Genomic DNA, 22,275 nt, shown 5'->3' with positions numbered 1-22,275 from the left:
GAGGCACGCGACAGTGAGCGCGACCGCTGGTCAGGCTGCCGACGGGGTACGCAGCCTGGCGGACCGGTTCGGCATCGAGCCGGGGATGGTCGTCATGGAGATCGGTTACGACGACGACGTCGACCAGGATCTCCGGGACGCCCTGACCGACCGTTGTGGGGAACTCGTCGACGAGGACACCGACGAGGTGGTCGACGCGGTTCTGGTGTGGTATCGGGACGGCGACGGTGACCTCTTCGAACTACTCGTCGAGACCCTCGCCCCGCTGGCGGACAACGGGGTCGTGTGGTTGCTGACGCCCAAGGCCGGCCGCGAGGGCCACGTCGAGCCGAGCGAGATCGCCGAGTCCGCTCCCACCGCCGGCCTTCAGCAGACCTCGACGGTGAACGCCGGCAAGGACTGGAGCGGCGCCCGCCTGGTGCTGCGCCGAGGTGCCAAGGGCCGGAAGTGACCTGTCTGCCGGTGTGACAGGCTGAGCCATCCCGTCTCGATACCGAGGAGTGCACATGCCGATCGAGGTTGGCGCCGAAGCGCCGGACTTCGTGCTGAAGGACCAGAACAACCAGGAGGTACGGCTCGCCGACTTCCGCGGCCGGCGTACCGTCCTGCTGGTCTTCTACCCGCTGGCCTTCACCGGCGTCTGCCAGGGCGAGCTGTGCGAGGTGCGGGACAACCTCAACGAGTACGTCAACGACGACGTCCAGGTGCTGACCGTCAGCGTCGACTCGGTCTACGCCCACAAGATCTGGGCGGACCGGGAGGGCTACCAGTTCCCGCTGCTCGCCGACTTCTGGCCGCACGGTGCCGTCGCCCAGGCGTACGGGGTCTTCAACGACGTCGCCGGCATCGCCAACCGGGGCACCTTCGTCATCGACAAGGCCGGCATCGTCCGCTTCGCCGAGATGAACATGCCGGGTGAGCCCCGCGACCAGCAGGGCTGGCGCAAGGCGCTGGCGGAGACCGGCGCCTGATCCGGTCGCGACCGGTGTGAGGTGTCCGGCCGGGCCGGTGGGCGGCAGGGTAAGCTGCCAACCGCCGGTCCGCCGTACGGCGTTTCCGGGCGCGTAGCTCAGTGGGAGAGCACTCGCCTTACAAGCGAGGGGTCGCAGGTTCGAAACCTGCCGCGCCCACCCGCAAGGAAGGGCCCCCTGTTAACGCCTTTTGTATAGCAGGGGCCCCCTCTTAACTCCCGACACTTTTTGACTCCCGACACTCCGATAACCCCCGGCCCGCAATGCTGCGGCAGCCCGGCCGAACAGGGAGGGGCAGGTGCCGTACGCGGAGGCCAACGGGGTACGCCTGGGCTACCAGGAGTACGGCTCGGGCCGCCCGTTGGTGCTGTTGCACGGCGGATTCGGCGCGGTGGAGACGTTCACCGCCATCCGGCCCGCGCTCGCCGAACGGCGGCGGGTGATCGGCGTCGACCTCCAGGGCCACGGGCGCACCGCCGACATCGACCGACCGCTGCGCTACGAGTCGATGGCCGACGACGTGGCCGCGCTGATGGTGCAGCTCGACCTGGTCCCGGCCGACGTGCTCGGCTTCTCGCTCGGTGGTGGGGTGGCGCTGCGGCTGGCGATCCAGCACCGGGAACTGCTCCGCAAGCTGGTGGTGGTCTCCGCGCCGTGCCGCCGGCAGGGCTGGTATCCCGAGGTGCTCGCCGGGATGCCCGAGCCGGACGAGGCGGCCGGCGAGCGGATGCGGGGCACCCCGCCGCATCAGCTCTACCAGAGCCTCGCGCCGCGTCCGCAGGACTGGCCGCGGCTCTGGGCCAAGACCGGCGAGTTGCTGCGCCGCGAGTACGACTGGTCGGCCGAGGTGGCCGCGATGACCACGCCCACCATGCTTGTCTACGCCGATGCCGACTCGGTGCGCGCGACGCACATGGTGGAGTGCTTCGGTCTGCTCGGCGGCGGGCACCGGGATGCCGGCTGGGACGGTCGGGACCGCCCCGGTGCCCGGCTGGCGGTGTTGCCTGGCCTGACCCACTACGACATCGTGGACTCGCCGGCCCTGCCCGCGACCGTGCTGCCGTTCCTCACCCACTCGGCCACCCCGCCGGTCTGAGCTTCGCCCCGCTTTTCGTCTCGGGCCGGCCTTCACTCACCCGGACCGGTCTCGGTGCCGATGCGGTAGTGCAGTAGCACCACGCCGGCACCGACTGCGGTGGTTTCCAGCAGGGTGAACCGCCGTGGGGCGAAGTCACGGGTGGCCAGCGGCACCCCGCTGCCGACCACTACCGGATTGACCTTGATCAGCAGCTCGTCCACCTCGGGCAGCAACTGCCCGGCGAGCTGACCGCCGCCGCAGAGCCAGATGTCGCGGCCGGGCCGGCGCTTGAGTTCGCGGACGAAGGCGACCGGGTCGCCCGAGACGATCTCCGGGTCCCGATCCTGGGACGAGGGCAGCGAGCGGGTGAAGACGTACTGCTTGAGGTGTGCGTACGGGCTGGTGACGCCGAGCCGCAGCGCCGGCTCGTAGGTGGCGCGGCCCATCAGGACCGTGTCGAAGCGGCCCTGCGGGCGGTCGATGCCGAGGTGCTCGTGGGCGAAGCTCGGCAGGGTCTGCGGCCAGTGCGTGACGAGGTGGCGCAGGGCCTCCGGGGCGGGGTCGAGAAAGTCGTAGGAGCCGTCGGGCGCGGCGATGAATCCGTCGATGCTGCTGGCGACGAAGTAGACGAGCTTGCGCAAAGCGGTACCCCAATCACTACGGATGTCGTGGTCGACAATGTACGACACCTGTTGTGGTTGGTGCTAGGGTCTTTTCTGTGGCACGTAACCCGCAACGCCGGGCGGCCCTGGCGGACGCCGGGCTGCGGGTGCTCGCCGCCGCCGGAGCGCGCGGTCTCACCCACCGCGCCGTCGATGCCGAGGCGGGGCTACCCCTCGGCACCGCCTCCAACTACTTCCGGTCCCGCGACGACCTGCTCGGCGCGCTCGCCGAGCGGATCTTCGAGCGGTTCGCCCCGGACGAGGCGGTGCTCGCCCGGCTGGCCGGCCGGGAGCCGTCCCTGGATCTCTTCACCGACTACGTCCGCTACATCGTCGAGCGGACCACCAGGCAACCCGACCTGACCCGGGCCCTGATCGAGTTGCGCCTGGAGGCCGCCCGCCGGCCCGGTCTGGCCCGAATCCTTGGCGACACGCTGCGCCGCGGCTACCGCGACGACGTCGCCTTCCATATCGCCGCCGGGCTGCCCGGCGGCGCATTCGAGGTGGCCCTGCTGCACTACGCGATCGACGGCCTGCTGCTCGACCTGCTCACCGCCTCGATCGACGCTGGCTTCGACACCGACCGGGTGGTCGAGGCCCTGGTGTCACGACTCGCCGTCGCGCACCCCACCGACTGACCGGCCGGCGAGCGCCGCGCCGGCTCGACCGGGACGTCCCACTGCTGGCCGCCATCGTCCCAGCGCGCCGAGCCCGGCTCCGGCGGCGTGTGCCGCTGCGCGCCGAGGTTCGGCTTCCTGCGGTGGGCGGCTGCGCGCCGAGGTCCGGCTTTCGGCGGTGCGGGCGGCCGCGCACCGAGGTTCGGCTTCCGACGGCGGCTGTGCGCCGAGGGCGGGCGGTCAGGTCGACAGCCGCTCGGCCAGCCAACCGAGCGCGGCCTCGGACTGGGCCCGCTGGAAGGCTCGGACGGTGGGGATGCCCGGCGGCGGTGGCCGACGGGCCCGGTCGGTGAAGAAGCCGGCCAGGCCGGCGTAGAGGCCGGTCACCGCCGCCGGATCGGCGTCGGCGAGGACCGGCAGCCGGTGTAGCAGGGCCTCGATGTCGTGGCCACCATTGAGGCGTACGTCCAGCAGCAGCATCGCGGTGTCCAGCCAGGCGGGGCCACGGCACGCCCACGGCCAGTCGACCACGGTGACCCGGCCCGCCGCATCGACAAGCAGATTGTCGGCGCGCATGTCGACGTGGCAGAGGGTGTCGCCGGCCAGCAGGGTGAGGCCGTGCTCGGTCGCCGCGACGAGGTCGTCCAGGTGCGCCCGGGCCCACGGGTCCAGATCGGGCGGCGGATCCTCGGCGACCAGGCGCCAGCCGGCGAAGTCCTCGGCCAGGTGCTCGGCGACGGTCGGTACCTCAAGCACCGGTGTCGGGGTCAGCGCCGTGGCCATCGACTCCAGTGCCGCCAGCACGGCGGCCAGTTCGTCGGACTGCCACGGGGCCGCCGGGTGCCGCCCGTCGACGTCGGTGAGCACGAGGGCCACCCAGTAGCCGTCGTCGTAACAGCCGAGCAGCCGGGGCGTCGGCGCGTACGCCGGCAGCGCGGCGGTGACCCGGGCCTCGGCGCGGTGCATCCCCGGGCTGTCCGGGTTCTGTGCCGGGCTGACCGCCTTGACGAAGGCCCGCCGGCCATCGGCGGTGCGGACCCGGTCCGCGGTGCCCGGTGAGTAGCCGCCGGGCTGCGACACGGCCGCCACCACCCGATCGCCGAGAATGTCCTCGACGGCGGAGCGGACATCCTGGGGCAGCTGCTCCCAGCGGAGTCGATTCTTCGTAGCCACCTGCACACCGCTCACCGTGCCCGGACCGGGCCGACGAGGGCAACCGGGTTCCCACCGGGTGCGGGCCGAGGAGTGTTCCCGGCCGCAGCGGGAACGTCGGAGCGGACGCACCTAAGGAGGAGCGACGGATGACGCGTGCCGCACTGACCATCGGCGTGCTCGGCTCGTACGGCGGGCGCAATCTCGGCGACGAGGCGATTCTCACCGGCCTGCTGACCGATCTGCGACAGCAGGAGCCGAATGGCCGGATCATCGTCTTCTCGCGCAATCCGGAGCACACCCGACAGGCGCACCCGGATGTGGAGGCGGTGCCCTGGGAGGGGGTCAGCCGCAGCGACTCGGCCCTCGTACTGTCCCAGTTGGACCTGCTCATCCTCGGCGGCGGCGGCATCCTCTACGACAAGGAGGCCCGGCGCTACCTGCGGGTCGTCCGGGTCGCGCAGGAACGCGGCCTGCCCCTGCTGACCTACGCGGTCGGCGTCGGACCACTGAGCGAGATGGTGGACACCGGCATGGTCCGCGAGACCCTTGCCGGGGCCACCCAGGTCACGGTACGCGACCAGGAGTCACGGATGGTGCTGGAGGAAGCGGGGCTGCTCAACCCGATCACCGTCACCGCCGATCCGGCGTTCCTGCTGCAACCGGCGGAGTTTCCGGCGAGCCTGCTGCGTGAGGAGGGTGTGCCCGACGGCAAACGGCTGGTGGGAATGAGCGTGCGGGAGCCGGGCCGGGCCGCCGAACGGCTCGACGTGGACGGCTACCACCGTCTGCTGGCCCAGATCGGCGACTTCCTGGTGCACCGGATCGACGCGCATGTGCTGTTCGTGCCGATGGAACGCGACGACATCCGGCACTCGCACGGCGTACTGTCGCACATGATCGCGGCGGAGCGGGGGCGAATCCTGCACGGCACCTACTCGCCGGAGCAGGTGCTGGGGCTGATGCGCCACTTCGACCTGGCGGTCGGCATGCGGCTGCACTTCCTGATCTTCGCCGCGATGATGGGTACGCCGTTCCTGCCCCTCCCGTACGCCGGCAAGGTCTTCGACCTGGCCCAGCGGTTGGGGGTGCCGGCGTTGCGCGGGGTGGAGCGGGAGGTGGAGGGTCCGCTGCTGGCCGAGGTCGACCAGTTGTGGGACGAGCGCGACCAGCGGGCGGAGCACACCGCGCGGCGGGTGGCGCAGGTCTGCGAGGAGGCCCGGGGCACCTCGCGGGTGACCGCAGCGGTGCTGGAGAGCCTACGCAGCCGGTCCCTCGCCGAGGTCGGTGCCTGACCGGACGCCGCTCAGACGGCCGGTCCCCGCCAGCGGTAGCACCACTGCTGGCCGCTGGCGTCGATCGACTCCAACTCGTAGATGTCGGCCTCGGCCAGGCCGGCCGGACCCAGGTGGTGGTGGGTCAGCGGGGGCCGGCCGTTCGGGTCCAACTCGACGGTGACGTGCTGCCCATCCGCCGAACCACCCACAAGTGGAATCTCAACCGTTCCTGCCATGCGCCCATCCTGCCCGCCCGTCGCCGCTTCCGCAGCGGATAGCCAGCACACCGCTGCCGCGTCGCGCAGCGACAGCTGGCGTGTCGCGCAGCGGCAGCTGGCACACCCGCTGCCGCGTCGCGCAGCGGCAGTTGGCATACCCGCTGCCGCGTCGCGTGGGGCAGCCGAGCGGATCGAACGTGCGGGGCGGCGGGGCGGATCGAACGTGCGGGGCGGCGGGGCGGATCGAACGTGCGGGGCGGCGGGGCGGATCGAACGTGCGGGGCGGCGGGGCGGATCGAACGTGCGGGGCAGCCGAGCGGATCGAACGTGACTAGCCTCTCGGCATGGCGGAGATTGCGATTGACCCGACGCTCGGGCCGGTGGTCAACCGGTCGGCCGACGAACGGGCGGTCCTCGAATCCTTCCTCGATTTTCACCGGGCGGTGCTCCTGCGCAAGCTGCGCGGCATCTCCGACGCCGACGCGACGCGCCGGCTGGTGCCGTCGGCCACCACGCTCGCCGGTCTGGTCAAACACCTCACCGAGATCGAGCGCAACTGGTTCCACATCCTGCTCGACCCGGCGCCGGGCGAGACGTTCCCCACCACCGAGGAGGCTGCGCTCGCCAGCTTCACCCTGGCCGAAGGCGACACCCTGGCGAACCTGGTCGCCGGCTACGAGCGGGCCTGCGCCCGGTCCCGGGAACTGGCCGCGCGCTTCGACCTCGACCACGTGGTGCCGCACCCGCAGCTCGGCGAGGTGTCGCTGCGCTGGATCCTGGCGCATCTGATCGAGGAGACCGCCCGGCACGTCGGGCACGCCGACATCCTGCGCGAACTCACCGACGGCTCCACCGGCGCCCTCTGACCGACACCGAGCGGCGGCACGCGGGATCGGCGAGGCCATGAGCTGGCCAGGTCCCGGGCCAGCCCGGGCACGGCTGAATGGTCGTGGTGGCCAGCCGCTCGCCGGCAGCCGGGGCGCGAGCGCCGTCAGGGCAACGGGCTGAATGGTCGTGGTGGCCAGCCGCTCGCCGGCAGCCGGGGCGCGAGCGCCGTCAGGGCAACGGGAGCAGCCCCGGCGGGTACTCCATGCCGTCGTGGGTGCAGGCCGCCGCAGCGACCCGGGCGGCGTACCCGACGGCCTCCTGCCACGTCGCGCCGCGCAACCGGGCCGCGAGGATCCCGGCGGCGAAGGCGTCCCCGGCCCCGTTGGTGTCGACCACTGGGCCGGGTGGCGTGGCCGCCGGCACCCGGCTGACCCGGCCACCCAGATGCAGGTCCGCGCCGTCGGCCCCGTGGGTCACCAGCACCGGCCGTGGCGCCAGCACGGCGGCCACCGCGCGGGCGCGGTCGCCCAGCGCGGTGCCGCTGACCAGCACCAGCTCGGCGAGATCGGCGAACGGACGATGGTACGCATTCTGGCCGTCCCAGTCGTGCAGGTCGGTGGAGGTGCCCACCCCCTCGCCCAGCACGTCGCCGATGGCGGGCAGCAGGTCCCGGACCCAGGCCATGATCGACAAATGGACATGGGTCGAGTCGTGGGCCAACGCCGCCAGTTGGGCGGCCGGGAACGGCGCGGGTCCGCCCGCCGACCGGGGGTCGTACAGCGACATTCGGCGCCCGGCCGGGTCGACCAGGTTCACCGACCGGCGGGTGCCGGCCGGATCCTCGGTCAGCACCGCGTAGACACCGGTGCGGCCCAGCGCGGCCCGGACCACGTCACCGGCCGGGTCCGCGCCGATCGTGTCGACCACCGCCACCCGCAGCCCCAGCGCGTGTGCGGCGAGCGCCACACCGGCACCGGTGTTGCCGATGCGCAGGTCGATCGGTTCGACGGTGACCGAGTCGACCACCGGTAGCGGCAAGCCGGGTACGCGCACCCGTACGTCTACCCCGAGGCCGCCGAGCACCAACACGTCGTACATGGCGCCGACGGTAGCCGGTTCGAGCCGCCTATCCTGACCCGAGTGTTAACAGGGGGCCCTTCCTCTACCGCAGGCGTTAATAAGGGGCCCTTCCTTCTGACAGGGGGTGTGTGTGCTCGTCGTGCACGGGGTGTGGTTGGCCGGGCGGGGGTTGGCCGTCTGGGCCGAGGACAGCACCCGGCCGACGGAGGTGCTGCGCCGGCCTGGCCGGGCGCCCCGGGAACGCCCGCACCCGTTCGCCGCCGAGCCGGCCACGCTGGTCGCGGTGCTGGCTGGGGCCGCCGAACCGACGGACCTGGGCAGCGCGCTGCTCAGCCTGCCCACCCGGGCCGGCGCGCCACTGGACTCGCCGGAGCTGGTCCGGACCTCCGACGTGCCGCCGGCCCGTGGCACGGTCACCCTGGCCGGCTGGCGGGTGCCCGTCCTGGCGTACGCCCCGGACGCCGCGTTGTCGCTGCTGGGCGCCCTGGACGGGCTTACCGCCGCGGCCGGTGCCAGCCTGCGGCACCTGGCCGAACTGGGTGCCTTCGCCACCGACCTGGCCAGCCGTGGCCGGGTGCTGCCCGGCCTGGGTGACCCACCCGACCCGACGCCGCACGATGCCGGAGCCGGACCGGCGCGCCGTGCCGGCACGGGGATGGCGTGCCCGCCCGCGCGGTGTGGCGACCGCTGCTCACCGGGACCGACGCCGCTTGGGCCCGGGCGCTGGCGCTGGCGCTGCCGCCGGCCACCCGGGCGGTGGTCGAGGCGGAGTTGTCCGGGATGCCGGCCGCGGTGGGCACACCGGAGTCTCCCCGCCCTCGCCGGAGCGGGCGGTCCCACCGCGCCCCGGTCGGCGGTGCGTCCCGCCGGGCCGCCGACGCGCCGGGGCTGCTGGTCGCCGACGCGCTCGACGCGCTCACCGACGCGGCGGTGCGGGCCGCCCTGCCGGCGGTCACCCTGGCCCGAGGGGTGCGCAACAACGGCGCGGTGGTGCCGTGGTTGAGCGCGTTGACCGGGCCCCGTCGTGAGTTCACCGCCGACCCGGCGGCACTGGACACCCTCCGGCACGAACTGGACGCCTGGCAGCGGGACGCCGCCGGCGGGTCGGTACGGGCCAGTTTCCGGTTGGTCGAGCCGGCGGACGAGGAGATCAGCGAGGCGCTGACCGTGGTGCCGGCCGACCCCGACGACGTGCTGGCGATCGGGGACGCCTGGCGGGTGGAGTTCGGACTCCGCGCGGCCGACGAGCCGGGCCTGCACGTCGACGCCGGCCAGGTGTGGCGCGGGGCGGGGGCGCCGTTCGCCGGGGAGAGTCCACAAGAGACACTCCTGGCCGAACTGGGCCGGGCCAGCCGGCTCTGGCCCGAGCTGGACGCGGCGCTGCGTACCGCCACGCCGGAGGCACTGGAGCTGGACACCGAGGGTGCCCACCGGTTTCTGCGCGAGGGCGCGCCGATGCTGCATGCGGCCGGCTTCACCGTGCTGCTGCCGTCCTGGTGGCAACGACCCTCGGCGCGGCTCGGCGCGCGGCTGCGAGCCAGCTCGCGCTCCGCGCCCGGCACGGTGACCGGAACCGGCGAGCGGGTCGGGCTGGACGCCCTGGTCGACTACCGCTGGGAGGTGGCGCTCGGGGACCAGGCGCTCACCGAGGACGAGCTGGCCCGGCTGGCGGAGTTGAAGACCCCGCTGGTGCGGCTGCGTGGCCGCTGGGTCGAGCTGGACCCGAAGCGGCTCGCTGCCGGGCTGCGCCTGCTGCGTTCCACCGGCGAGCTGACCGTCGCCGACCTGCTGCGGCAGGGCCTGGCCGAGGGCGATCAGCCGGACGCCCTGCCGGTGCTTGAGGTGACCGCCGACGGCGCACTGGGCGACCTGCTCGCCGGCTCCGTCGAGCGCCGCCTCGCCCCGTTGACCGAGCCGCCGTCCTTTCACGGCACGCTGCGGCCGTACCAGCGGCGAGGGCTGGCCTGGCTGGCGTTTCTCCAGTCGCTCGGACTGGGTGGGGTGCTCGCCGACGACATGGGGCTCGGCAAGACGGTGCAGCTGCTGGCCCTGCTCGCCGCCGACCCGCCGCAGGCCGGGCCGACCCTGCTGGTCTGCCCGATGTCGCTGGTCGGCAACTGGCAGCGGGAGGCCGCCCGATTCACCCCGGAGTTGCGCGTACACGTGCATCATGGCGCCCAGCGGGCGCGCGGCGAGGACTTCGCCGCCGCCGCGCACGGCGCGGATCTGGTCCTCACCACGTACAGCGTGGCCGCCCGGGATGCGGTGCAGCTGGCCGGCATCGACTGGCACCGGGTGGTGCTGGACGAGGCGCAGGCCATCAAGAACGCCGCCACCCGGCAGGCCGAGGCGGTCCGGACGCTGCCGGCCCGGCACCGGATCGCGGTTACCGGTACGCCGGTGGAGAACCGGCTGGCCGACCTCTGGTCGATCATGCAGTTCGTCAACCCGGGGCTGCTCGGCCCGGCGGCGACCTTCCGCAAGCGTTTCGCCGAGCCGATCGAGCGGCACGCCGACACCGAGGCCGCGCAACGGCTGCGGCGGATCACCGGCCCGTTCGTGCTGCGCCGGCTCAAGACCGACTCGTCGATCATCTCCGAACTGCCGGCGAAGCTGGAGATGGAGGTCGTCTGCAACCTCACCGCCGAGCAGGCGGCGCTCTACCGGGCGGTGGTCGAGGACATGCTGGCCCGGATCGAGTCCAGCGAGGGCATCGAGCGGCGCGGCCTGGTGCTGGCCACCATGACCCGACTCAAGCAGGTCTGCAACCATCCCGCGCAGCTGCTGCGCGACGACTCCCCGCTGGCCGGGCGCTCCGGCAAGCTGGCCCGGTTGGAGGAGATCCTCGACGAGGTCCTCGCGGCGGGGGAGAAGGCCCTGCTCTTCACCCAGTACGCGGAGTTCGGCGGGATGCTGCGCGGGCACCTGGCGGCCCGCTTCGGCCAGGAGGTGTTGTTCCTGCACGGCGGGGTCGGCAAGGCCGACCGCGACGAGCTGGTCACCCGGTTCCAGTCCGACGGCGGCCCGGCCCTCTTCGTGCTCTCCCTCAAGGCCGGCGGCACCGGGCTGACCCTGACCGCCGCCAACCACGTGGTGCACGTCGACCGGTGGTGGAATCCGGCGGTGGAGGACCAGGCCACCGACCGGGCGTTCCGGATCGGACAGCGCCGCCGGGTGCAGGTCCGCAAGTTCGTCTGCGCCGGCACGGTGGAGGAGAAGGTGGCCGCGATGATTGCCGAGAAGCGTGGCCTGGCCGCCTCGGTCGTCGGCACCGGTGAACAATGGGTCACCGAGCTCTCCACCGACCAGCTGCGCGAGCTGTTCACCCTGGAGACCGGGGCGGTGGCCGAGTGAGCGACTGGGGCCGGTACGCCGACTACGGCCGGCCGCGTCGGGTCGACGGCGGGCTGCGGGCCCGCAGCACCCGGGGCGCGATCGGGGTGTCCTGGTGGTCGCGCCGGTTCCTGGAGGTGCTGGAGTCGTTCGCGCTCGGCACCCGGTTGACCCGGGGCCGCTCGTACGCCCGCGCCGGCCAGGTGCTGAGCCTCGACGTCGCGCCCGGCAAGGTGAGTGCCCTGGTGCAGGGTTCGCGGGCCCAGCCGTACCGGGTCCAGATCGGACTGCGCCCGTTCCCGGCCCGGCTGTGGCACCGCCTCGAGCGGCAGCTGGCCGCCCAGGCGTTCTTCAGCGCCCGGCTGCTCGCCGGTGACCTGCCGGCCGAGTTGGAGGAGCTGTTCGCCGCAGCCGGGGCGCCGCTCTTCCCCGCCACCGTGGCGGAGCTGGAACAGAGCTGCTCGTGCCCGGATTTCGCGGTGCCCTGCAAGCACCTCGCGGCCACCTTCTACCTGCTCGCCGAGGCGTTCGACGCGGACCCGTTCGCCCTGCTGCACTGGCGTGGACGGAACCGGGCCGAACTGCTCGAACGGCTGCGCCAGCTGCGTGGCACCGGTTCATCCGCACCGCGTACCGCGGGTTCGTCGGTGGTCGGCCCGCAACGTGGCGGCGACTGCGCCGCACCAAGCGAAGCTGTCCCCGGCGAGCCCGCCGCTGACGGTTCAGCCGACGGCACCCCGGCCCGGCCACCGCTCGCGCCGGCCGGCGCGAGCCGAGCCCTCGCCGACCTGCCCGACGCGCCGATGGCCGGTACGGTCGACCGGTTCTGGCTGCCACCGGTGCCGCTGCCGGACCGGCCGCCCACGCTGGCCAGCCGGCCCGACCTGCTGCTCCGGCAGCTCGGTGCGCCGGCACCGGCGATCGGTGGGCCGGGTCTGGTGGAGCGGCTGCGGCGGGCGTACGGACAACTCGGCGAATAACCGCGCGTACGGGCAACTCGGCGAATAGCCGCCGGCTACAGCCAGCGTTGCCGGAACCGCCACATCAGCATCGCGTTGGCCAGCAGCACCACGGCGCAGGCCGCCCCGGCCGACCGGCCGAACATCACGGTGGTCGCCGGCAGCGACGCCCACAGCACGATGGTCAGCAGCAACAGCCATCGGCCGCGCCGGAACCGGGCCCGGTTGTCGAGCCGGGCGAAGAACGCCGGATCGCTTTCCCGCAGGTGGCGGGTGATCTGTTCAAATCTGCGCTGATCCTCTTTGCTGAGCATGTGCCTTCCCCTCACGCGTTCAGCAACGGTGCGGCGGAATACCCGCTGGGTCCTGGCTAACGCGCTCTTCCTGCTGGTACTTGCCGCAGCAGGGCAGCGGATCTTCGCCGGACGCGGGGCCCGGCCAGGGGAAGTGCCGTTTCACCCGATCCGTACCTGAATCATCAGTACGGCGACACCGAGTCCGCTTCGGGTGCGACGACGATCCGCCGTCCGCGGATGAGGAGCCGGCGACGCTCGCCGTCCCGGCTCAAGGGCCGGCGACGATCCACCGGCGTTGATCGGCGCAGGGTCAGCGGGCCGGGCGGTGGGTGCCGGCCGGGCGGGCACCCGGTGGCCGGGGCCGTCCGGGGCGGGCACCGGGCGGTCGGGTGGCGGCCCAGCGCCGGCTCGGCCGGTACCGCCGGGGCGGTTCGGCACCGCCCGGCTGGTGCATGGTGTCGTCCGTGGCCATCTGGCCCCCCGCTCCCGGCGCAGGCACGCCGTCGTGGTGCTCAACGAGCACCCGCCGCCGGGCGTCGCTGCCCGGGCGGTCACCTTCCCACCGCCGCGACCTCCCCGCGCCACCGGACCCGGGATGTCAACGCCGGCCCGGGGTCAGCGCCGCTCCGGGTCACCTGGCCCGGCGGGGCAGCGGCAGGTGACCCGGTACCAGCGCGGGGGCGAGCGCGATGCCGGCGTCGCGCAGCGCGTCGATAAGCGTGGTCTGCACCAGATAGGAGTCCGGCAGTTGCCAGCGGGCCTGCTCCGGCGCGACCGCCCAGCGCACCGGCCCCTCGGGCAGCCGGGTGGGAGGTGCGGGGATCCACGAACCCGGGCCGTGCCGCACCACCTGGAGGCAGTGCTCCAACTCGGGGCGGAGCGGGTCGCCGGGGCGGACCAGGAACATCCAGCGCGCCGTCGGCGTGACCAGCACCGGTCCGCGTACGCCCGGGCCGACGGGGTGGGCGCGGACCGCTTCCAGCACCCGCTGGCCCAGGTGGGCGGGGATCTCCAGCACGTCGAAGGCGCGGCCGGTGGGCAGCAGTACGCCGTGCGGGCGGGACCGCCACCAGGTGGCCACCCGGGCCGGGTCGGCGCTGGCGGCCTGCTCCCAGTCCTCAAGCGCGGGGTGGCAGCCGATGGTCGGGCAGCCGGCCCGGCCGCAGACGAACCGGCTGCGCGCCAGGCAGGCACCCGGGGTCACCTCCCAGCCGTGCATCGCGTACCGCACCGCGACCCGGCGCAACCGCACCCGTTCCAACGGCGACAGCGGTGCCACACGCGGCCCGACGTTCCCCCACATTGGCGCCATCTCCCCTCGCCGGACCGCCCGGTACGGCTCGCATGTCGAACACCGTCACTGCCTCGGTTTGCGATCGTTCAACTGAGCAAAGTGACTGATGCAACTTGCACGAAGGTATGAGGGTCGGCCGTACGGCTGACGCACAACCTGTGCGACCAGCGAAAACACGAGATACGGACGGTCGGCGCGCCCGCGGAACGGCCCAGTTGCGGCTGGCCGGAGCGCCGGCAGGGGAGGACTGACAAGATGGACGAACTGCCCATCGGGCGGCGGGTGGCCTACTGGCGGGGCCGGCGGCGGATGTCGCAGCAGGTCTTCGCCGACCGGTTGGGCAAGTCGAAGAGCTGGGTCGACAAAATCGAGCGCGGCGTTCGTCGGTTGGACAAGTTCTCCGTGCTCTACGAGATCGCCGACATCCTGCAACTGGACGTGCAGTTGCTGCTCGGCAAGGATCCGGAGCGGCGTACCGACACGCTTAACTGCATCGACCAGTTCGAGGTCGAGGAGATCCGGGCGGCCCTGGAGACGTACGACTCGGTGAGCGCCTACTTCAGCACCGCGCCGTGCCCGCCGCCGCTCGCCGACACCGGCAAGGCGGTCACCCACGCCTGGCTGACCTATCAGTACGGCCGCTACGGGATGCTCACCCGGGCGCTGCCCAAGCTGCTGCGTGACGCCCAGGCGGCCGACGCCGCCTACGGCAACGGCGACCAGGCGCGGGACGCCGCCCACCTGCTCGGTCAGGTCTACCAGATCGCCTCCTCGGTGCTCCGCAAGCTCGGCGAGTGCGAGCTGGCCTGGCTCGCCGCCGACCGCTCCATCGCGGTCGCCCAGCGCGCCCACGACCACCTGCTCGCCGGGGTCGCCACCACCCGGGTCTGCAACGCCCTGGTGGCGATGGGGCGTGCCCGTCCGGCGCTGGAGCTGAACGTCAACATCGCCAACCAGCTCGCCCCCGGTGGCGACAACGCCACCGATCCGGAGCGCCTCTCCGTCTACGGGATGCTGCTGTTGCAGGGCGCGATGGCCGCTGCCCGCATCGGCGACGCCTCCACCGTGGACGACCTGCTCGGCGAGGCCGAGGAGGCGGCCCGGGTACTCGTCACCGACCAGAACCACTACTGGACCTCCTTCGGTCCCACGAACGTCCAACTGCACCGCGCGGCAGCCGCCGTCGAACTGGGCGACGGTGGGCGGGCGATCGAGGTGCACCAGCGGATCCTGCCGGCGCAGTTCGACGCGCTGCTGCCCGAGCGGCGGGCACACCACCTGCTCGACCTGGCCCGGGGCTACGCCCAGATCGGCGACGTGGCCAACGCCGGCGAGATGCTGCTGCGTGGCGACCGGCTGGCCCCGTCCGAGATCCGCTGCCGGCCGATCGCCCATGTGGTGATGTCGGACGTGCTGCGTCGCACACGTGGTGCGCCGCCTTCCCTGATCGCAGAGTTGGCTGAGCACATGGGAGTAGGAGTATGACCACGGGGCCGGTCGGATGACCGGTTCGCACCGCCAGAACGGGCACCGCGAGGTGCTCTACATCATCGCCTGCGGCTCGCCGCTGGCCCGAGACGTGGGCCGGCTCGTCGAGCTGGCCCAGCAGGACGGCTGGGACGTCTGCGTGGTCACCACGCCCGACGGTGCCAAGTTCGTCGACCGGACCGCGGTGGCGCGGCAGACCGGCCACCCGGTGCGTACGCACTACAAGAACCCCGGCGATCCGGACGTGCTGCCGCCGGCCGACGCGATGATCGTCTGTCCGGCCACGGTCAACACGGTCAACAAGTGGGCGGCCGGCATCACCGACACCCTCGCTCTCGGGCTGCTGGTCGAGGCGCAGGGCCGGGGCGTACCCCTGGTCGCCGTGCCGTACACGAACGCGGCGATGGCCACCCACCCCGCCCTCCAGGCCGGTCTGGCCCGCCTCACCGAATGGGGTGTGCACGTGCTCTTCGGCGACGACGTCGTACCGCTGCATCCGCCCGGCACCGGCGAGCGCCACCAGCACACCTTCCCCTGGGCCCGCACCCTCGCCACCCTGCGCCCCGGGTGTAAGGAAGGGCCCCTTGTTAACGCCTCAGGTAGTAAAGGGGCCCCCTCTTAACACCTCTTAACACCTCGTCACACGTCGAACGGAGCACCTCGGCGCCGGGCTCCACCCGCGGCGTCCCGGGACCGAGGTGCTCCGGGGTCGGCCAGGTGACCGCCCGCGACGCCGCCGACGCCGGTAAGCTGGCCCGCCGTGAGCACAACCGCAGCCGCGCCGACGGTCGCCGAGGTGGTGGCCGAGCTGGAGCGGCACTACCCACCGGCCTGGGCCGAGGAGTGGGATCGGGTCGGGCTGGTGCTCGGTGAGCCGTGCGCCGCCGTACGCCGGATCCTCTGCGTCGTCGACGTGGTCCCCGAGACGGTCGCGGAGGCGCTCGCCGCCGGGGTCGACATGATCGTCGCGCATCACCCGCTGCTGCTGCGCGGCGTCTCCTCGGTGGCACCCACCACGTACAAGGGTCGGATCATCCACCAGCTGATCAAGGCGGACGTCGCGTTGTACGTCGCGCACACAAACGCCGACGTGGCAGTGCCCGGGGTCTCCGACGCGCTCGCCAACCGGCTCGGGCTGGTCGACCTGCGCCCGCTGCAACCCGCCCGGCCGGGCACGCCCGCCGCCGGTGCGGGGCGGGGCGCCGGTCGGATCGGCCGGCTGTCGCAGCCGATGACCCTGGCCGAGTTGGCCCGGCACGCCGCCGCCGTGCTGCCGGCCACCGCCGTCGGCGTACGCGCCGCCGGGGACCCGAACCGGACCGTGCGTACCCTCGCGGTCTGCGGCGGTGCGGGCGACAGCTTCCTGGCCGACGCGACCGCCGCCGGGGTGGACGCCTACCTCACCGCAGACCTGCGCCACCACCCGGCCGGCGAGCACCTCGCCACGGACGGGCCGGCGCTGCTCGACGCCACCCACTGGGCCACCGAGCGGCCCTGGCTGGACGACCTGGCCACGGTGCTGCGTACCGTGCCGGGCGTGCAGCCACTGGTGTCCGACCTGGACACCGATCCGTGGACCGTACACGCCAGCTCGACCCCACCGACCGAACCCGCAGCGGACGACAAGGAGCCCGACAGTGAAGGCTGACCCCCAGGTCCAACGTCGCCTGCTCGACCTTCAGGCGATCGACACCGCGCTCGCCCAGCTCGCCCACCGCCGGCGGACGCTGCCCGAGCGGGCCGAGCTGGAGACCCTGGCGCGGGAGTTGTCCGCCCTGGAGGACGAGCGGGTCCGCGCCCAGGTGGCGGTCGACGACCTGGATCGGGACATCGCCCGGCTGGAGAAGGACGTCGACCAGGTGCGGGCGCGCAAGGCCAAGAACGAGGCCCGGCTGGCCGCCGGCACCGGCCCGGCCCGCGAGCTGGAGGCGCTCCAGCACGAGCTGGTTTCGCTCAACCGCCGGCAGAACGACCTGGAAGACGCCGAGCTGGAGCTGATGGAGCAGCGGGAGACCGCCCAGTCGGTGCTGGACGGAGTGGAGCAGCGGCTGGCCGAGGCGCGCGACCGGCGGGCCACCACCGAGCAGCGCCGCGACGAGAGCCTCGCCGAAATCGGCCGCGAGGAGGAGTTCAAACGCTCCGCCCGGCAGCCCCTCGCCAACGACCTTCCCGCCGAGTTGGTGCAGCTCTACGACCGGATCCGCACCGACACCGGGCTCGGCGCGGCCCTGCTGACCGCCGGCCGCTGCGGCGGGTGCCGGCTGGAACTCTCCGGCGCCGACCTGGCCCGGATCCGCAAGGCCGACCCGGACGAGGTGGTCCGCTGCGAGGAGTGCCGTCGGATCATGGTCCGCACCAACGAGTCCGGACTCTAGCGGTGGCACCGCGTACGCTCCTGGTCGAGGCCGACGGCGGGTCCCGGGGCAACCCGGGCCCGGCCGGCTACGGCGCGGTGGTCCGCGACCTGGCGACCGGCGCGGTGCTCGCCGAGCGCAGCGAGGCCATCGGCACCGCCACCAACAACGTCGCCGAGTACCGGGGACTTATCGCCGGCCTGGCCGCCGCCGCCGAACTGGCCGCCGACGAGGTGGAGGTCCGGATGGACTCCAAGCTCGTGGTCGAGCAGATGTGCGGACGCTGGCAGATCAAGCACCCCGGGCTGCGCCCGTTGGCCGCCGAGGCCGCCCGGCTGGTCGGCCGGTTCACCGCCGTACGCTTCGAGTGGATCCCCCGGGACCGCAACACCCACGCCGACGCCCTCGCCAACGCCGCCATGGACGCCGCCGCCGCATCCGGCGTCGCCACACCGACCGTCGAGTCGCCCCGCATGGTCGAGCCGCCGCGCCGCCTCGGTGGCCCGGAACCCGCCGGTGGCGGTGCCGCCGAGGTTGCCGCCCGGACCGAGGCACCGGGTGCCGACCTGACCACCGCCCCGGTCTCCTGGGAGCCGCGCCCCAGCTTCACCGCCACCCGGCTGATCCTGGTCCGGCACGGCGAAACCGAGTACACCGAGCAGGGCCGCTACTCCGGGCGCGGCGACATCGCGCTCTCGGCGAAGGGCCAGGCCCAGGTGCGGGCCACCGCCGCCCGGGTCGCCGCGCTCGCCCCGGACGCCGCGGCCGTGGTCAGCTCACCGCTGTCCCGCTGCACGGCGACCGCCGCGGCGATCGCCGACGCCCTCGGCAAGGTGCCGGTACGCCGCGACGAAGACCTGATCGAATGCGACTTCGGTGCCTGGGAAGGGCGCACCTTCGCCGAGGTACGCGAGCGCTGGGCCGGCGAACTCGACGCCTGGCTCGCCTCCACCCGGGTCGCGCCGCCCGAGGGCGAGTCCTTCGCCCAGGTCGCCGAGCGCTGCGTCCGGGTGGTGGGGCGGCTCTGTGCCGCGTACCCCGGTCAGACCGTCGTGGTGGTCTCGCACGTCTCACCGATCAAGCTGCTGCTGCGCGACGCGCTCGCCGCCAGCGACGCCTTCCTGCACCGCCTCTACCTCGACGCGGCCGGCATCTCGATCTTCGACCGTTGGCCCGACGGCGGCCTCGCCGTCCGCTCGGTAAACGACACCGCCCACCTCGCTGATGTGTAAGGAAGGGCCCCCTATTAGGGCCTGTGTCGAAGTCGGTCACAGCCACTCGTTGATCGCGGCGATGTGAACGGTAGCTTCGTAGCGGACGGCGAGTTTGTCGAAACGAGTCGCTACGGCTCGATAGCGTTTGAGCTGGTTGATGCCGCATTCCACGGCGTGACGCTGCTTGTACCGCTCGGGATCGAAGGCCGGTGGCCGGCCGCCCTTGGACCCCTTCTTGCGCCGGTTGGCGTCTTGGTCGGCCTTTGACGGGATCGTCGCGGCGATGCCGCGTCGGCGCAGGTAGCGGCGGTTAGCTCGGGACGTGTACGCCTTGTCGGCCAAGACTCGGTCCGGGCGGGTTCGGGGCCGGCCGCCGCCGAGGCGGGCACCCTGATCCCGTCGAGCACCGCCACAAACTGCGGGCTGTCCCCACGCTGCCCAGCGGTCAACACGATCGACAACGGCTTGCGCCCTTGCTCGCAGGCCAGATGCAGTTTCGTGGTCAGCCCACCCCGCGACCGCCCAAGCGCGTGATCGGTCGGCTCGACCATGACCCCGCCCGGCGGCTCGGCCTGCAGATCCCCCTTTTACGCGCCCCGGCGGCGTGCTGATGAGCCCGGGCAACCGTCGAGTCCACCGACACGTCCCAGACGACGCGTCCGGACGCATCAGCCACCGCCTGCAACACCGTCAGGATCCTCGCCCAGGTCCCATCACGCTGCCAACGCCGAAACAGCCCGTACACCGCAGCCCAGGACCCATAACACTGCGGCACGTCCCGCCACGGGGCACCGACCCGAATCCGCCACCGAATCCCATCAATGAGCTGCCGTTTCGTCCATACCGACGGCCGACCTGGCCTACGCCCCACAGGCAGCAGCGGCTCCAGCGCCACCCACTGTGCGTCGGTCAAGTCGTGCCGCCTCGCCACCGCTAGGGTATCCACGAGGTCTCCGGTGTTCGGGTTCTGCTTGGTCGCTGAACCAGATACCGGAGACCTCGCTACATCTCGAACACCGACACACGAAGATCCTCAAGCCGGCAGCTCAAGCCCTGCCACCGACTTCGACACACGCCCTAACGCCTCGTGTAGAGGAAGGGCCCCTTCTTAACACGCCAACCAGCCCAGCACGCCAGGGCGCGGATCAGGCGAACGCCCGCCAGAGCAGATAGCAGCCGATCACCGTGCCGAAGACCACGATCACGGTCTTGAGCACCACCGACGGCAGCCGGCGGACCAGCCGGGCACCCGCGTACCCGCCGACCAGCGTCGCGGGCGCGACCAGGGCGACCCCCAGCCAGTTGACCGGGCCGGCGATCGCGAAGACCAGCACCGTGGTCACGCCCACCACGCCGGAGAGCAGATTCTTGATCGCGCTCACCCGGGCCAGCGTCGCGTCCAGCACCAGGGCCAGGCTGGCGACCAGCATCACCCCGAGCGCCGCACCGAAGTAGCCGCCGTACACCGCGGCCACCCCCACCACGATCTGGATGGTCACCGTACGCCGACGCGGCGCCAAACCGCGCGGGTGGCCGACCAGCCGGCGCAGCGACCCCTGGAAGGCCAGCATCGCGGTCGCCCCAAGCACCAGGAAGGGTACGACCACCTCGAACGCCTCGGCCGGCGTGACCAGCAGCAGTGCCGCCCCGGCCAGCGCGCCGGCCACCGTGATCGGCACCAGACTGAGCAGCAGCCGCCCGCGCGGCAGGTCCATCCAGCTGCCCGCCACGGCGGCGCCGTACCCTGGGGCGACCGCCATCGAGTTGGTCACGTTCGCCGGCACCGGCGGCAACCCGATCGCCAACAATGCCGGAAACGTGATCAGCGAGCCACCCCCGGCCACCGCGTTCACGGTGCCGGCGGCCAACCCGGCGGCCAGCAGCAACGCGGCGTCAGCAAGCTCCATGATCCCGAGGCTAGTACCGCCCCTCGCCCCCACCCTCCCTCCCGCCCTCACCCCTCCCGCCCCCTGCCCCCTGCCCCCGCCCTCGCGCCCCCGCCCTCGCGCCCCCGCCCTCGCGCCCCCGCCCTCACGCCCCCGCCCTCGCGCCCCCGCCCTCGCGCCCCCCGCCCTCGCGCCCGCGATCTTGCACTTTCGGTCGCCGCATTTCGGGTATAAGCCGCACAAGGGCGACCGAAACTGCAAGATCGGGGTGCGGCGGGTGCGCTACGCACAACTTCGGCGAAACTGCTGGGTCCCGAGCGCCCGAAAGCCGCAACATCGCCGAAGTTGCGCCCCGGCCGGCGGTGCGGGCCGGAAATCGTGGGCGTTCGGGCGTCGTTAGGATGAGGGCGCGACGGACGAGTCGACCGGGCGGTCGCGTCGGCGGGCCCAGGCCCGTCGCCGAGGAACGTCCGGACTCCACAGGGCAGGGTGGTTGCTAACGGCAACCCGGGGCGACCCGCGGGACAGTGCCACAGAAAACAGACCGCCGCCCCAAACTGGGACGGTAAGGGTGAAACGGTGGGGTAAGAGCCCACCAGCACCCCGGGTGACCGGGGTGGCTCGGTAAACCCCACCCGGAGCAAGGCCAAGTAGGGCCGTCACCGCAAGCTGACGACCTGCGCAGACGCTTGAGGGCGGCCCGCCCGATGTCTGCGGGTAGGCCGCAAGAGCCTGTCGGCAACGGCAGGCCGAGATGGATGACCGCCGCCGGCGCAAAACCCCTCAGGGTACGCGCCGCGCACAGAATCCGGCGTACAGGTCGACTCGTCCGTCGCGTACCAGCTCAGAGCCCCGATCAAGGCTCTGAGCTGACGCTCCTTCATCTCCGCCTCGTAGATGTGCCGCCGACCGCCGGCTACGTAGTACCGCCTCGACATCGTGGGCGTACACGGTTTGCTTGATCCTCGGTGCGAAGTTCTGCCCCACGATGCCGATGAGTTGGACGCTCGCGCCGATGGCTGCCACCGGCGGGTTCCAGGCGCCGCCGATGCTGAGCGCCGTGCCCATCCCCTGAGAGCTTTGCCACACCGGGTTGAGGTCGGTGGTGATCTCCTTGGGCTCATCGAGTGCCTTGCCGGCGTCGCTGAGGGTTTTCAGCGAGCCGGACCGCATCTCCTGGATGATCGTGCCTCGGGCGCTGTAAAGGTTGTGGATGGCCGCTGCGATCCTGACCTGGTTGTACACGGTCCAACGCCACCGTGGATGGAAGGGAGCAGTGCGGCGAGGAGCGGCACTGGCCGCTCAGGGCGGACGTCCAGGAACGGTCGCGGACTGGCCGATCGAACTCGGCTGGGTCGCTGCCCGGGTGACCGCCGAGGACAGACGACCACCCGTCGATCTGCGGACCGGGTGAGTTCGTGACGGCCATGGTGTTTGCACCTTCAAGGCCTTCGCGATGTGATCGACGGCATCCCGGACGTCCTCGATCGCGATGCTGCCGGACCACGAGCAAGCCGTCGCTGAAGGAATGACGCATCCCCCGGGCAACGCAAACAATCATCTCGGCC

Annotated in this window: 20 protein-coding genes, 1 tRNA gene, 1 other RNA gene and 2 pseudogenes; 15 read left to right on the top strand and 9 right to left on the bottom strand. The window is 72.5% G+C overall.

The genetic code is table 11. The features are described 5' to 3' along the window. The first annotated feature begins 13 nt into the window (after positions 1 to 13). The 4 genes from QQG74_RS24455 (at position 14) to QQG74_RS24440 (ending at position 2,067) form a co-directional block, all read left to right on the top strand. Positions 14 to 451 (top strand): DUF3052 domain-containing protein, encoded by a 438-nt coding sequence (locus QQG74_RS24455; RefSeq protein WP_341717066.1) that lies wholly within the window; start codon positions 14 to 16, stop codon positions 449 to 451. 55 nt (positions 452 to 506) lie between these two features. Next, on the top strand, positions 507 to 971 hold the full coding sequence (locus tag QQG74_RS24450; RefSeq protein WP_341717065.1) for a peroxiredoxin: 465 nt from the start codon (positions 507 to 509) through the stop codon (positions 969 to 971). Positions 972 to 1,058: 87 nt separating this feature from the next. Beyond that, positions 1,059 to 1,130, top strand: a tRNA-Val gene (locus QQG74_RS24445). Positions 1,131 to 1,269: 139 nt separating this feature from the next. After that, entirely contained in the window at positions 1,270 to 2,067 is a 798-nt protein-coding gene (locus tag QQG74_RS24440) for an alpha/beta hydrolase (RefSeq protein ID WP_341717064.1), read from the top strand. 32 nt (positions 2,068 to 2,099) lie between these two features. On the opposite strand, the gene QQG74_RS24435 is transcribed toward QQG74_RS24440, so the two are convergent. Next, a complete protein-coding gene (locus tag QQG74_RS24435; RefSeq protein ID WP_341721352.1) occupies positions 2,100 to 2,690 on the bottom strand; it encodes a dihydrofolate reductase family protein in 591 nt (196 codons plus the stop codon). A 77-nt stretch (positions 2,691 to 2,767) separates the two neighbouring features. Between QQG74_RS24435 and QQG74_RS24430 the strand changes: the two genes are divergently transcribed. Further along, positions 2,768 to 3,349, top strand: a complete 582-nt coding sequence (locus QQG74_RS24430) for a TetR/AcrR family transcriptional regulator (protein ID WP_341717063.1) — start codon at positions 2,768 to 2,770, stop codon at positions 3,347 to 3,349. Positions 3,350 to 3,568: 219 nt separating this feature from the next. Here QQG74_RS24430 and QQG74_RS24425 read toward each other — a convergent pair whose 3' ends face one another. Further along, a complete protein-coding gene (locus tag QQG74_RS24425) occupies positions 3,569 to 4,507 on the bottom strand; it encodes an aminoglycoside phosphotransferase family protein (RefSeq protein ID WP_341717062.1) in 939 nt (312 codons plus the stop codon). A 122-nt stretch (positions 4,508 to 4,629) separates the two neighbouring features. Here QQG74_RS24425 and QQG74_RS24420 point away from each other — a divergent pair, with 122 nt between their 5' ends. Beyond that, positions 4,630 to 5,775, top strand: coding sequence for a polysaccharide pyruvyl transferase family protein (locus tag QQG74_RS24420; RefSeq protein ID WP_341717061.1), 1,146 nt, complete (start codon positions 4,630 to 4,632; stop codon positions 5,773 to 5,775). An 11-nt stretch (positions 5,776 to 5,786) separates the two neighbouring features. Here QQG74_RS24420 and QQG74_RS24415 read toward each other — a convergent pair whose 3' ends face one another. Continuing rightward, the gene (locus tag QQG74_RS24415; protein WP_341717060.1) at positions 5,787 to 5,993 is read right to left on the bottom strand and encodes a hypothetical protein; all 207 of its coding nucleotides are present in this window, start codon (positions 5,991 to 5,993) and stop codon (positions 5,787 to 5,789) included. Positions 5,994 to 6,319: 326 nt separating this feature from the next. On the opposite strand from QQG74_RS24415, the gene QQG74_RS24410 reads away from it, so the two are divergent. After that, on the top strand, positions 6,320 to 6,841 hold the full coding sequence (locus tag QQG74_RS24410; RefSeq protein WP_341717059.1) for a DinB family protein: 522 nt from the start codon (positions 6,320 to 6,322) through the stop codon (positions 6,839 to 6,841). A 190-nt stretch (positions 6,842 to 7,031) separates the two neighbouring features. Here the strand turns inward: QQG74_RS24410 and QQG74_RS24405 are convergent, their stop codons facing one another. Next, positions 7,032 to 7,901 carry a PfkB family carbohydrate kinase gene (locus tag QQG74_RS24405; protein WP_341717058.1) on the bottom strand — a complete coding sequence of 290 codons (870 nt, stop codon included), beginning with the start codon at positions 7,899 to 7,901 and terminating at the stop codon, positions 7,032 to 7,034. 112 nt (positions 7,902 to 8,013) lie between these two features. Between QQG74_RS24405 and QQG74_RS24400 the strand changes: the two are divergent. Then, positions 8,014 to 11,237 (top strand): annotated as a pseudogene (locus tag QQG74_RS24400) (DEAD/DEAH box helicase). After that, complete coding sequence (locus QQG74_RS24395; protein WP_341717057.1) at positions 11,234 to 12,196, top strand: SWIM zinc finger family protein; 963 nt, start codon at positions 11,234 to 11,236, stop codon at positions 12,194 to 12,196. Before QQG74_RS24400 ends, QQG74_RS24395 begins: the two are co-directional and overlap by 4 nt. Positions 12,197 to 12,231: 35 nt before the next feature. On the opposite strand, the gene QQG74_RS24390 is transcribed toward QQG74_RS24395, so the two are convergent. The 3 genes from QQG74_RS24390 to QQG74_RS24380 all read right to left on the bottom strand — a co-directional run bounded on the left by QQG74_RS24390 (position 12,232) and on the right by QQG74_RS24380 (position 13,774). Then, complete coding sequence (locus tag QQG74_RS24390) at positions 12,232 to 12,489, bottom strand: DUF3040 domain-containing protein (RefSeq protein ID WP_341717056.1); 258 nt, start codon at positions 12,487 to 12,489, stop codon at positions 12,232 to 12,234. 292 nt (positions 12,490 to 12,781) lie between these two features. After that, positions 12,782 to 12,943: a hypothetical protein gene (locus QQG74_RS24385; protein WP_341717055.1), complete on the bottom strand. Its 162-nt coding sequence runs from the start codon at positions 12,941 to 12,943 to the stop codon at positions 12,782 to 12,784. Between the two features lie 159 nt (positions 12,944 to 13,102). Continuing rightward, positions 13,103 to 13,774, bottom strand: a complete 672-nt coding sequence (locus QQG74_RS24380; RefSeq protein ID WP_341717054.1) for a bifunctional DNA primase/polymerase — start codon at positions 13,772 to 13,774, stop codon at positions 13,103 to 13,105. A 246-nt stretch (positions 13,775 to 14,020) separates the two neighbouring features. Between QQG74_RS24380 and QQG74_RS24375 the strand changes: the two genes are divergently transcribed. The 5 genes from QQG74_RS24375 (at position 14,021) to QQG74_RS24355 (ending at position 18,839) form a co-directional block, all read left to right on the top strand. Beyond that, complete coding sequence (locus tag QQG74_RS24375) at positions 14,021 to 15,250, top strand: helix-turn-helix domain-containing protein (RefSeq protein ID WP_341717053.1); 1,230 nt, start codon at positions 14,021 to 14,023, stop codon at positions 15,248 to 15,250. Positions 15,251 to 15,266: 16 nt separating this feature from the next. After that, the gene (locus tag QQG74_RS24370) at positions 15,267 to 15,875 is read left to right on the top strand and encodes a flavoprotein (protein ID WP_341717052.1); all 609 of its coding nucleotides are present in this window, start codon (positions 15,267 to 15,269) and stop codon (positions 15,873 to 15,875) included. Positions 15,876 to 16,049: 174 nt separating this feature from the next. After that, on the top strand, positions 16,050 to 16,901 hold the full coding sequence (locus tag QQG74_RS24365; protein ID WP_341721351.1) for a Nif3-like dinuclear metal center hexameric protein: 852 nt from the start codon (positions 16,050 to 16,052) through the stop codon (positions 16,899 to 16,901). Next, positions 16,891 to 17,628: a C4-type zinc ribbon domain-containing protein gene (locus QQG74_RS24360; protein WP_341717051.1), complete on the top strand. Its 738-nt coding sequence runs from the start codon at positions 16,891 to 16,893 to the stop codon at positions 17,626 to 17,628. The genes QQG74_RS24365 and QQG74_RS24360 overlap by 11 nt, the downstream gene beginning before the upstream one ends. A gap of 2 nt (positions 17,629 to 17,630) precedes the next feature. Beyond that, positions 17,631 to 18,839 (top strand): bifunctional RNase H/acid phosphatase, encoded by a 1,209-nt coding sequence (locus QQG74_RS24355; protein WP_341717050.1) that lies wholly within the window; start codon positions 17,631 to 17,633, stop codon positions 18,837 to 18,839. A gap of 36 nt (positions 18,840 to 18,875) precedes the next feature. On the opposite strand, the pseudogene QQG74_RS24350 reads toward QQG74_RS24355, so the two are convergent. Further along, a pseudogene (locus QQG74_RS24350) lies at positions 18,876 to 19,767 on the bottom strand (IS5 family transposase). Positions 19,768 to 19,966: 199 nt separating this feature from the next. Beyond that, the gene (locus QQG74_RS24345) at positions 19,967 to 20,728 is read right to left on the bottom strand and encodes a sulfite exporter TauE/SafE family protein (RefSeq protein WP_341717049.1); all 762 of its coding nucleotides are present in this window, start codon (positions 20,726 to 20,728) and stop codon (positions 19,967 to 19,969) included. Between the two features lie 396 nt (positions 20,729 to 21,124). On the opposite strand from QQG74_RS24345, the gene rnpB reads away from it, so the two are divergent. After that, positions 21,125 to 21,539: RNase P RNA component class A (gene rnpB / locus QQG74_RS24340), an RNA gene on the top strand. Positions 21,540 to 22,275: the final 736 nt, after the last annotated feature.

Source organism: Micromonospora sp. FIMYZ51 (assembly GCF_038246755.1).
In the GTDB taxonomy this organism is placed as follows: Bacteria; Actinomycetota; Actinomycetes; order Mycobacteriales; family Micromonosporaceae; genus Micromonospora.
This window is presented reverse-complemented; position numbering and strand designations above follow the sequence as displayed.